The organism is Flavobacterium sp. HSC-61S13 (assembly GCF_024171535.1).
In the GTDB taxonomy this organism is placed as follows: Bacteria; Bacteroidota; Bacteroidia; order Flavobacteriales; family Flavobacteriaceae; genus Flavobacterium.
In genome coordinates this window covers 1-12,198 of record NZ_JALJZV010000021.1, presented here as the reverse complement: position 1 = coordinate 12,198, position 12,198 = coordinate 1, and the positions used below count along the sequence as shown (strand labels likewise).

Sequence of the window (12,198 nt, the reverse complement as noted above, 5' to 3'; positions counted from 1 at the left end):
TGCATAAACGACAAATGATCAAAAAAAAAATCAATATATCATCCATTATCAATAAAATTTAACTAACAATCTCAATTTATATGTGCACTTTTTTAAAAAAACTAGGCTTTAGTTTGTTATTTATGGCTACTGCTTCTACAGCTTTTGGACAAGACACCCCTACTCCAAGTTACAATGACCCCAATAAAGTCTTTATGGGACTAGGATTTGGACTAGACTATGGCGGAATTGGTGCGAAAATCGAATATCTACCTATTAAAAATATTGGTGTTTTTGCAGGACTGGGTTACAATTTATCTGAACTGGGCTGGAATGTCGGCGCTTCGTATAAAATAAAAGCCACAGAACGGTTGTCAGTAAACCCAATGATACTTTATGGGTACAACGCAGTTATTAAGGTAGATGGAGCTCCTCAATATGATATGGTTTCTTATGGAATGACCTATGGCGTTAATTTAGACATCTATGTCGGTAAAAAAGGCAATAAAATCAGTGCTGGACTATTTGTTCCCGTTCGCTCTGAAAAATTCAACGATAATTACGATGCCGTTAAGAACGATCGATACGTGAAAATGGATTCGGAATTGTTCCCTATTACCGTTGGTGTAGGTTATAACTGGAGACTTAATTAATAGAAATACAGTCACCGTTTTAGAGATATAAAAAAAGCATTGTAGTCACTTACAATGCTTTTTTTGTCTTAATTTGTACTTCGATATACAATATGGCAGCCCTTTTATATATAAGGGTTTAGATGGATGATCTGCTATAGATATAGTGAAAATTAATACAATTTTTTACTTCTTTATCCACGAAAGAATTTAGACCTAGATTAAATTCTTCAGCAAATCCAGGTCTAATCAGAATTATTTATCGAATTTAGGGGTTTTCCAAGAAGAAAATTCTAAATAGGACTTAGATAATTATGAAAACACCTAAGAGTATTTATATTATATGTTTAATAATCGCTGTTTTAGCGGTTGTACTTTATTTAGCTCAACAAAGTAGAAGTGACACGTCATCTATTAATCAAACCAATAAGCAATTAAATGACCAACGCGAATTAGATTCTCTGATTAAATGGAACTCCCCAATTGTACAGTATAAAATCAAAAAACTACTACAAAACGCCAATGAAAACCACGACACGCTAGCATTAGCCTATACGAATTATTACAAATGTGTAGTGTTTCGAAAAAGAAATGAACCAGACAGTATTCCCGCGTTATTTAATAAAGTCGACTTCGATTTAAAATCCTTTCCATACAACCAGCTAAAAGCACAATTAGATTACGAAAAAGGACTGTTTTACTTAGGCGGTGAACAAGCCGATTTCGTAAAAAGCATGGAGCACTTATCCAAAGCGCAATCGTATTTTGAAAAAAATAAAGATCAAAACCAACTCGCATATTCCTATAATGCATTAAGTACGATATACAACAAATTAGGTGACGCTACTAAAGCAGGTTATTTTCTAAATGAGGCTTATACGCTTTTTTCACAACAAAAAGACAGCTTAGGGCTTGCGGTAATTCTCGCTAATAAAAGCAAAATGAATTTGGATAATTACGAAGCCTCTAGGGTTAAAGAAGATTTACATCAAGCACTACATACTTTTAAAAAATATAACGACGATTTAAATACTATAAAAACCTTACTTTTTTTAGCAGATGTAGAGCTCGCAAATAACGACATTTCAAAGTCTATAGAGTATCTGGGATTAGGATACAAAAAAGCCCTTTATATAGGAAACGAAAAACTTCAAGCCCATATTGTTTTGCATTATGGCAACGTATATATCGGAACTCAAGAATACGATAAAGCGATTAGGTCTTTTCAACAAGGTCATTACATTTTAGGAAACTCAAATATAGATTTACTCGTTTTAAAGCAGTTGTCAGAAGCTTATTTTAAAACCAATAATTTTAAACAAGGATATCTGTACTTAGATCGATTTCACCATTTAAAAGATAGCATAAAGAGCCAGGAAGTCAAGTCTGAAATCGAAGAAATCCAATGGAATAACAAATTAAAAAAAGAACAATCCGAAAAACAATTGCTCCAAAACAAGATTGAAATTCAAAAACATAAAAACGACAATTTAAAAAGCATTTATTCCATTTTCACCCTGCTTTCCATATCGGTTATGATCTTTATTTACCTGCTTTACAAAAACAAAGTTAAATCCATAAAACTGGTTGAAGCTGAAAAAAACAGCCTCTCTGATAGAATAAAATCAGACACCCAATTAAGTTTGCTACAACACCAACAATATGAACGCGATTTAGAAGTTAAAAACAGAGAATTAACCTCAATCGGGGTGCAACTCGTTTCTAAGGGTGTGTTTTTAAAAGAAATTGAAAGTATTGTCAGTAGCAATGAAAACCATAAAGATATTTCCAAAACGATACACGATTTAAAAGATACCATTCGCAAACTCAATAATCAAGATAAAGACTGGGAGCTATTTAAGAATGTTTTTCAGAATATTCACCCTACTTTTTTTGAAACGATCGAAACCAAATATCCCTTGCTGTCAAAAACAGAGGTTCGCATTTGCGCTTACATCAGAATAAATATGAGTAATCATGAAATAGCCGCTGTATTAAATATAGGAAACCGAAGCCTAATCACTATAAGAAGCCGAATACGAAAAAAACTATCCCTAGATACCAACGACATTCTAGACGACTTTATAAAGCTTTTGTAAATAGTACTCCGAACAGTGGCTGAATTGCTCCTAAATTTTCTATTAAACACATCCTTGAAAAAGCATTTGAATAAAGTACCTTCCTAGTCCGAAAAAGAGCTTAAAAAAGAAATATTTTCAATAATCAACTCCGTGGAGTAATACAGCATGCTTAGCCCACAAGCCGCGGACTAAACTAAACGACATATTCAACTTAGGGACTGCATATTAAACCACCTAAAAGATGTCCAGTAAAACCATGTCTTTCGGTGATCATACTCATACCAGAATAAAAAAATATAAGTAATAAGTCCCTTCTTTATTTAAGTGCTTACGTCCTTTTTGTTATTGTTATGTGAAGAGACATGCTTTTAATTTGTCCGCTTCCCTTTTCTATAAAAAATAAATATTTTCAATATATTTTACTTATTTACCCTCACAAAAACAACAATTAACTGATTATAAAACAATTAAGTTTTAACAAAACCATTCTTGTTTACCTTTTGTTGACCCCTAAAAAGCGCATTATCATTCGAAAAAAGATATATTGCACGTTAAATTTAAGTTAACAATGTGCTGGCTATAAAAATATTATATCATTTTAAATTTTAGATATTATGAGTAACAAGAAGTATTTTATCCTAGTGATCTTATGTATTGGATTAGGAGCTTATGGATTTCAAAAATGGAATTCTACTAAAGATTTTATGGTAGAAGTATTCTATAAGGCTGCAGAAAATCCCTGTAAAGGACCTGATCTCGCTAACATATCCTTTACAGATTTAGAGAAGGACAAGGTTACTTTTGACTGGAATGATACCAAAAATTCAAAATGGGAAATTAAAGTACAATTGGTTGGAAATCCCAAACCGGTTGCTAGTGGTACATTAATAACCACAAAACCCATAACAATAACGACTTCAACAGGTATAGGCGCAGGTGTCTTACAACCGAATATGGAATATGAATTCTGGATTAAAAGTGTCTGTGCTGAGTCCGCGAATAATGAATGGATCGGCCCGATCCGTTTTAAAACTCTATGCGATACAAAGCCCTTGCCTTTTTGGGAAGGCTTTAATTCAGATTCTCAAACATTAGAATGCTGGACAGTTTTAGATAAGAACAATAAATCCATGGCTCCCTCTACGACCAGTAAAATTTGGCGTATAAATTCTACTTTTGACCCAACTCCATTTGAAGGGAATCAGTTTTTAATTTTTATCGGATCAGTGACAGCTGCTCCTTTTAATGACTTTTTGATATCCCCTTCTTTTTTACTCGATGATACAAAGTATTATAGATTAAAGTACAACTATACTACTGGTGTCGCTTTTAAGAGCAGTTTTGATGTTGTATTGTCCGATAAAGGAATTAAACCCTCTAGTTTTACAAAAGTATTGTTGTCTAAGAAGGATCACCTCAATAAAGGCACCTATGGATCTACCTGGAATGATGAAAAAATTATAATAGGCAACACTAAAGGTTTGGTTAATATTGGATGGCATATCAAGTCCCCCGCATCTGCCGTATCTTTGGGTATAGACAATGTTTCACTCGAAGAAATTGCTTGTCCAGAACCCATTCAACTAGACGTAAAAGACGTAAAGGGAGAAAGTGTTACGCTTTTATGGGGTGATGATTTTGGTAAAAACTGGGAATATGCTGTTCAAAAATCAGGTGGAATACCGCCTAATTCTGGTATTGCAACAAATAAAAAAGAAGCTTCAATTACAAAAGAAAATAATGGGCAAAGCTTGCAGTCTAATACAGCCTATGAATTCTATGTTCGCACTAATTGTGATCAAGGACTCCACGGAGGATGGTCTGGGCCTTTTCTATTTCGCACTGCATGCGCTGTTTTAAAGATGCCTTTTTGGGAAGGTTTTAATCCAGACTCAAAAACATTCGACTGTTGGAGTATTATCGACGGAAATGGTGATTCCGTTAGCCCAGCAGGCAACAATATATGGAGAACCCACAGTATCGCTTATGAAGGTATTAGCGGTATGTGGTTCAACGGTACTGCACAAGTGGGCAGTTCACACAACGATTGGTTAATTTCTCCAACGATGAGTTTTGAAAAAAACAAAGTATATCGACTAAAGTATCATTACAAAACAGGTTCAGTTGCTTCCTATGACTATGAATTTGAAGTATTACTTTCAAAAGAAGGTACGGATCTAAGTAAATTTTCACAGCTTGTAGTCCCTAAAGCCAAGTATAAATTTGGCAGTGAATGGATCGAGAAAATCATTTTTATAAAAGCAACGGAAGGTGCTATAAATATTGCATGGCATATTACAAGTTCGACCGCCACTCAAATTATGATTGATAATGTATTTATTGAAGAGGTTTTGTCTTGTACTGAGTCCATACTCTTAGATGTAAAAGACCTTAAAAAAGACACTGCTACCATTTTTTGGGATAATGATTTTGGAGCCAGTGAATGGGAGTATTACTTGCAAAGAGAAGGTCTCGGATCTCCCGCTACATCAGGCGTAGTGACGGATAAAAACGAAAATACCATTTCGAAAGAAATCAATGGCAAACCATTAGAACCCAACACGGATTACGAGTTCTATGTTCGTACAACTTGTGACACTGGAAAGCACAGCATCTGGCAAGGACCGTTTAAATTTACGACTAGTTGCACTGTTTACAACATACCGTTTACAGAAAACTTTGAAGAGACCGATAAAACGTATAGATGTTGGACTATAATGGATAAAAATGGTGACTCAACAGCTCCAACGGGAAGCTACATTTGGCGTTTATTCAATAGTCCTTCTGGTATAAAAACAGGGGAACAATGTATGTACTTCTTCGGTGCATCTGGGAAAAAGAACGACGATTGGCTGATTTCACCTACATTTAAGATGAGCTCGGGAAAGTATGTCTTAAAATATTTTTACAAGACTAGCAACGTAGCAACTTACAACAGTTCTTTTGAAATTCTATTGTCTTCCAACGGCACTAATCCAGTAAATTTTACAACAGAGATTTTAGCGAGTAAAGTTTATAAAGAAGCCAATTGGAAAGAGGCGGTATTGTTTTTCGATGGAGTACCCGGAGACATCAATCTAGCGTGGCATGCAGATGCTACGGGTTCGGCTTATGTATATATAGACAACATCACTTTAAAGAAAGTGGAAAACTGCCCTGAACCCTATTATGTGACAGTAACCTCAGTTACGAACAACAGTATAGATTTAGATTGGGAACAAACGGGGGGTGTAAGTGAATGGGAGGTAATCGTTGTCAATTTTGGAGATAACGAGAATGCTACCCCAGTAAAACAACTCGTTGTCAGCGGTGATTCCAAAACGACCTTAACAGGACTTGACGAGGGAACGCCATATACTATTTATGTCAGAGCAAAATGTTCGGACAACGGAACTAAGAGCGATTGGTCTAGCTCCTTACAAGCTTCTACTAAAGTTAAGCAAAATGACGATTGTGCCGGTGCCATTAACATCCCTATCAACAACACTTTGGAATGTATTAAAACTGTTTCTGCAACAATTAATGGCGCTACAAATACGCTAAGCCCCAAATCCAGCTGCAATAGTGGAAATGCTGGCAAAATGGATGTGTGGTTTGAGTTTACAGCCATTTCAACTACTCATAAATTAGAGGTTCTCGACTTAATGAGTATATCGAATAGTTCAACACCTAATTTATATGCTGAAATCTACAATCAACCGTGTGCTGCCATGTCTACTCCATTGGAATGCTTTGGAAGTTTTTCATTAACGACAACGAATTATTGGATACTTCGCAATTTGACCGTTGGTACAAAATACTATATTCGTTTAGGTAGTTCAACGGCTTTCGCTGATTATGTATTCAAATTATGCCTCACCACGGCTTCCGATAATCTAGCGTTAATCGTAAGCCCAAACAACGATAAATACAACGAGGAAGAACTGGTAAAATCCGTTTTAGTTAACTCGGAATGTAACTTGGTCAGCAATGTGCAATATCAAGTTGGAGATGGATCACCCATCACCAAAAACATAAATACTCTAGGATATTTCAATAAGGGAAAATCAACATTCCCTTTTGACGAAGGCGTTGTATTGTCTACGAATGAAGTCGAATATGTTTCTGGTCCGTTTAGAGGGCAGTTTTCAGCACGAGGCAATAACAACTATCGCTGGCGTGGTGATAAAGATTTGATCGATATCATTAACGCTACTGGCGGGCACCCCATGGCTTATGCACCTAGTGCGGATATGAGGGTGACTCAACTGGAATTTGATTTTATACCCTTAAAAGATTCCATTCAATTTGAATATTTGTTTGCATCAAATAGTTATGCCTCTAAATGTTCTTATTCATGTACCAACGCTGCCCTATTTGCTGCTTGGTTGGTAGATACCAAAACAGGTAGAGCGCAGAATTTGGCGAATATAGAAAATACCGATATTGCCATATCGGTGAACACCATTCGAGACTCCGAGAAATCAGGTATTACATGCAGCAGTAAAAACAAGGAATACTACTGGAAACACTATGATTATGGAGTCGATAACCCCTTAGAATCACCTATTGATTTCATCGGATATACCAAGGCTATGAAATCCAAAAAAGTGGTCATTGTTCCCGGAAGAAAATACCATATAAAACTAGCTGTAATGGACTTTTGTCCCGTAGTCTCCCACTCCTCTGCAGTATTTTTTAAAGAAGGTAGTTTTGATATGGGCCATTTAAATTTAGGCCCAGACTTATTAATAGCTACCAATAATGCACTTTGCGAAGGAAGTGATTTCGTGATTGAATCAGGCATTAAACTATCTGAAGAATTAGATACCGAAATTGCATGGTATAAGGACGATATACTCATCAAAGATGCTCATGAGGAAAACTTAACCGTTAGTGAGCCTGGCAAATACAAAGTAGTTTTAAAGTTTAAGGAATTAGAATGTGAAACCTCTGGGGAAATTTCTGTAGAGATCTATCCTGCTATATCGAGCTATATCGATGCAGCCGAGCCGATTGAAATATGTAGAAAGTCACTACAGAATACAATTATTGACTTAACAATAGTCGAAACGAAGATGTTTAAAGCGGTATCTAAAGATAACTTTTCAATTGCGTATTTCGAAAGCGAAAGCGATGCCCTAACTATCCAAAATCATATTGCAGATCCTACTGCATATGATTTAGGTACAAAATACGAATCAAAGAATCTAATTATACGAATAGAAAACAAGAAAACAGGATGTTTCGAATTATTCAAACTACCAATTCGATTAATTCAAGGTGTAGTCCCAACAAAAGTATCTGATCTTAAAGTTTGCTCAACATATGTTCTTCCAAGTTTACTCGAAAATCAATACTACTATACAGAATCAAAAGGTGGCGGTATAGCTTATAAAGCAAACGACATTTTATCAACACCAGGAGAACACACTATTTATATCCTTCAAAAAAATGGTAATCAAGGATGCTTTGAAGAAATTTCGTATAAAGTTACCATCACAGCTCCTGTAAAAGCAGATGTTTTTGAAGATGTCATAGAAAATTGCGACGTATATCACCTTAAAGAGCTCTCTCCGTTCAACAGTTATTATATGTTAGAAAATGGAATAAAGATAACTTTGCCAGCAGCTACTCCTATTTTATCCGACACTACTATTTACATTTATGCTGAATCTGAGGATGGTTTGTGTACAGACGAAAGCAGCTTTAAAATCAAATATGAAGAATGCCCGATCCAAAAAGGTATTTCACCTAATGGAGACGGTGTGAATGACTACTTGGATCTCAGCAGTCATGGCGTTAGCAGCTTAAAGATTTACAACCGTTACGGAGCTGAAGTGTATTCTCATGGAAGGGGATATACCAAAGAATGGGTAGGACAAAATAAAGCCGACAAACAACTACCAGATGGAACATATTACTATGTGGTGATCTCTCATACTAAAACCAGAACTGGTTGGATACAGATCAACCGCTAAAAAAGGTTAAAATATATTTTGCATTTTTGTGCCACGCTGTACCACTTAAATAAAATCGGGTGGTACAACGCTGGTTACTCATTTATCACAATATATAAAAACTAAGACACAGATAGCTCACCGAAGCCTTACAATATGAACAAAAACGGCCTAATGATATGAATCAATAGGCCGTTTCTATTATAGTTAAAAGTGATATTACTTCCCGATACAAAAATTAGCAAATATATTCCCCAGCAACTCATCATTGGTAACTTGACCGGTGATTTCGCCAAAGTAATACAAGGCTTGACGGATGTCAATCGCCATTAAGTCGGCAGGGAGGTTGGTTTCCAATCCCCATTTGACTTTTTGTATCTCTTCCAAGGCTTTTAGTAAAGCGTCGTAATGACGGCTGTTGGTGACTATGGTTTCGTTGTTGCGCAAGGCACCTGTATTGACAAACGACAACAAACGTTCTTTGAGTTCGTCTATACCGATTTTCTGTTTGGCCGAGATTAAAAGAATATTTGGGATTTCGTACTCCAAAGTAGCACGCGTATCTGCCTGGATCATATCCGATTTGTTCCCGATAACCAATAACGGTTTTAACGGGTACTGCTCTTCGATACGTCTCAGTTCGTTTTTGATTTCAGCTATACCGATGTCGGTTAATTTGCTGTTATCCACCAAATAAACCACCACCTGAGCCTGCTCCATTTTCTCAAAGGTCTTTTTGATCCCGATAGACTCCACTACATCGACCGTTTCACGAATACCTGCGGTATCGATAAATCGAAACCCGATTCCATCAATAACCAACTCATCTTCGATAGTATCTCGTGTTGTTCCCGCTATATCCGAAACAATAGCGCGTTCTTCATTTAATAAAGCATTGAGCAAAGTCGATTTACCTACGTTGGGTTCCCCAACTATCGCTACAGGAATACCGTTTTTGATAACATTACCCACTGCAAAGGAATCGATCAGTCTTTTCAATACTAAATCAATGCGTTGTATCAACTCATTAAACTGGGTACGATCGGCAAATTCAACATCTTCTTCCGAAAAATCCAATTCCAATTCAATCAACGAGGCAAAATTTAATAATTCCTCACGCAATTTCGCGATTTCATTGGAAAATCCACCTCGCATTTGTTGCATGGCAATCTGGTGACTCGCCTCATTATCCGACGCGATTAAATCGGCTACCGCTTCTGCCTGAGACAAGTCCAACTTACCGTTTAAGAAAGCACGAAGGGTAAACTCACCCGGCTGTGCCATTTTAGCGCCTTTGCGCAACACCAATTGAATGATCTGCTGCTGTATAAATGTAGAGCCGTGACAAGAGATTTCTACTGTGTTTTCGCCTGTATACGAGTTGGGGCCTTTAAAGACCGAAACCAACACCTGATCGTAAACCTTATCCCCATCGACCAAATGACCTAAGTGGAGCGTATGTGTCTTCTGGCGGTTTAAGTCTTTACCACTTACCGATTGGAAAATATCTGCTGCCAAAGTAATCGCATCCTCACCCGAAACACGGATCACTGCAATCGCTCCAGCACCAGACGGCGTAGCCAAGGCCACAATAGTATCTTGTAATATCATTTTGTCGTTTTGTTTACTACTACAAAGATAACCTTTTATCGGCAGTCGAAAAAAGCATATTCAAAGCGAAACACACTTTTCTTAACACATTTTCCATTTATATTACTTTGCTTTTTTGTATCTTTATGAAAACGCAATAACACAAGCTATGAAAAAGATTTTATTTCCTACCGATTTCTCTGACACAGCAAACAATGCTTTGGTCTACGCCCTTAAAATGGCCGAAAATAGAAATGCCACCTTATATGTGATCCACGCCTATGAAATGCCGGTTATATCGGCTACAGCGAATCCTATGATGATACAGGATGTGTATAAAACCATCGAATTAGGGCGCTTTGAGAATTTTAAAGATCAGGTACCTGCTATTCGAAAAATTGCAGAAGACAACAATCTAGGCCATATTCCGATGCATTTTATACTCGAAGAGGGGTATTTAAACACTATTTTAAAGAAAATTGTCAAAGATGAAAATATCGATATGGTTGTGATGGGAACCAGTGGTTTATCGGGATTTGAAAAAAAGATCCTAGGCTCCAATACTGCTAGTGCTATCTCGTCTTTAACTGTACCTGTACTCAGTATTCCTCATGATGCGGTTTACAAACCGATAAAGTCCATCGCATTTACCACGGTATTCGATCATCAAGACGATGCGGCACTAACGAAATTACTACCTATTGCCGTACGCAACAATGCTGTTATCAACTGTTTACACATCAGCAACGACGGAATAGATGAAGCATCCGAAGTGGTACAAACCTGGAAGCAAAAGTATGCCGGAGAACCGGTTGAATTCCATTTTGTCTCAAGTAAAGAAACAGAGAAATCCATTTTTGAATTTATTGACCGCGAACACATTGATCTTATTGCTAGTGTCACTCGTAATAGAAACTTTTTTGAGAAAATATTTACTACGAGTTTAACCAAAAAACTAGCCTATCACACCAAAATTCCAGTGTTGGCATATCATGAGCATTAAATAACTACCAATAAAAGGAAATCCTAAAAGCAAACAAAAACACACCATTTAATATAAATGGTGTGTTTTTTTTACATCTTGACCGATCCATAATTATGTCACCCCTATGGGGTTATACGAAATGACACATCATCGTCTACAATCCTGTCACCCCTACGGGGTTCTAGGGAAACGATATCATTTTCAAATAATGCATTAACAAAACCATTTTGGTTTATCACAAACCCTGTAACATATAATCGCTATAAAAAGACAAACACGTTAAAAACTCGTGAGTCGTTGTTCGAAAATCGGGATTCGACTTACGACTATCGAATCACGAACACCCCCATAGGGGCGACCTGGTTCTAAGGCGTATTACAATCCTGTCACCCCTACGGGGTTCTAGGGAAACGATATCATTTTCAAATAATGCATTAACAAAACCATTTTGGTTTATCACAAACCCTGTAACATATAATCGCTATAAAAAGACAAACACGTTAAAAACTCGTGAGTTGTTGTTCGAAAATCGGGATTCGACTTACGACTATCGAATCACGAAAACCCCGTAGGGGTGACATAATTTTAAAGCAGATACGCAAATACGCACATTCGCTTATAGGCAAAAAGTCCCTGATCAATAAAGATTGGGGACTTTTGGTTCGTGAGTCATTGTTCGTAAGTCGATGTTCGTAAGTCGATGTTCGTAAGTCGATGTTCGAAAATCGACTATCGAATCACGAAAACCCCGTAGGGGTGACATGATTCTAAAGCAGATATGCAAATACGCACATTAGCTTATAGGCATAGAAAACCCCGTAGGGGTGACATGATTATAACAAAAAACCCTCACCAAATAAATGATGAGGGTTCTTAAAAGAAAGGCGACGAACCGATGCCAAAGGCCGAACACGTCGCTCCGTTGTAAAACAAAAAACCCCTAGTCTGTGAAGACTAGGGGTTCTCTAAAGAAAGGCGACGACATACTCTCC

The 12,198-nt window shown here is 36.9% G+C and carries 5 protein-coding genes; 4 read left to right on the top strand and 1 reads right to left on the bottom strand.

The window, feature by feature from the left end:
- The first annotated feature begins 80 nt into the window (after positions 1-80).
- From L1275_RS15240 to L1275_RS15230, 3 genes are all read left to right on the top strand, one after another.
- Positions 81-632 carry a hypothetical protein gene (locus L1275_RS15240; protein WP_253475346.1) on the top strand — a complete coding sequence of 184 codons (552 nt, stop codon included), beginning with the start codon at positions 81-83 and terminating at the stop codon, positions 630-632.
- A gap of 293 nt (positions 633-925) precedes the next feature.
- A complete protein-coding gene (locus L1275_RS15235; protein ID WP_253475344.1) occupies positions 926-2,710 on the top strand; it encodes a hypothetical protein in 1,785 nt (594 codons plus the stop codon).
- A 596-nt stretch (positions 2,711-3,306) separates the two neighbouring features.
- Entirely contained in the window at positions 3,307-8,652 is a 5,346-nt protein-coding gene (locus L1275_RS15230; protein WP_253475342.1) for a choice-of-anchor J domain-containing protein, read from the top strand.
- 198 nt (positions 8,653-8,850) lie between these two features.
- Here L1275_RS15230 and mnmE read toward each other — a convergent pair whose 3' ends face one another.
- A complete protein-coding gene (gene mnmE, locus L1275_RS15225; protein ID WP_253475340.1) occupies positions 8,851-10,242 on the bottom strand; it encodes a tRNA uridine-5-carboxymethylaminomethyl(34) synthesis GTPase MnmE in 1,392 nt (463 codons plus the stop codon).
- A gap of 148 nt (positions 10,243-10,390) precedes the next feature.
- On the opposite strand from mnmE, the gene L1275_RS15220 reads away from it, so the two are divergent.
- Positions 10,391-11,224 carry a universal stress protein gene (locus L1275_RS15220; protein WP_253475338.1) on the top strand — a complete coding sequence of 278 codons (834 nt, stop codon included), beginning with the start codon at positions 10,391-10,393 and terminating at the stop codon, positions 11,222-11,224.
- Positions 11,225-12,198 lie beyond the last annotated feature (974 nt).

Bases quoted from the DNA above. Each gene is read 5' to 3' on its own strand.
- mnmE (WP_253475340.1), bottom strand. From the start codon at position 10,242: ATGATATTACAAGATACTATTGTGGCCTTGGCTACGCCGTCTGGTGCT.
- L1275_RS15235 (WP_253475344.1), top strand. From the start codon at position 926: ATGAAAACACCTAAGAGTATTTATATTATATGTTTAATAATCGCTGTT.
- L1275_RS15220 (WP_253475338.1), top strand. From the start codon at position 10,391: ATGAAAAAGATTTTATTTCCTACCGATTTCTCTGACACAGCAAACAAT.
- L1275_RS15230 (WP_253475342.1), top strand. From the start codon at position 3,307: ATGAGTAACAAGAAGTATTTTATCCTAGTGATCTTATGTATTGGATTA.
- L1275_RS15240 (WP_253475346.1), top strand. From the start codon at position 81: ATGTGCACTTTTTTAAAAAAACTAGGCTTTAGTTTGTTATTTATGGCT.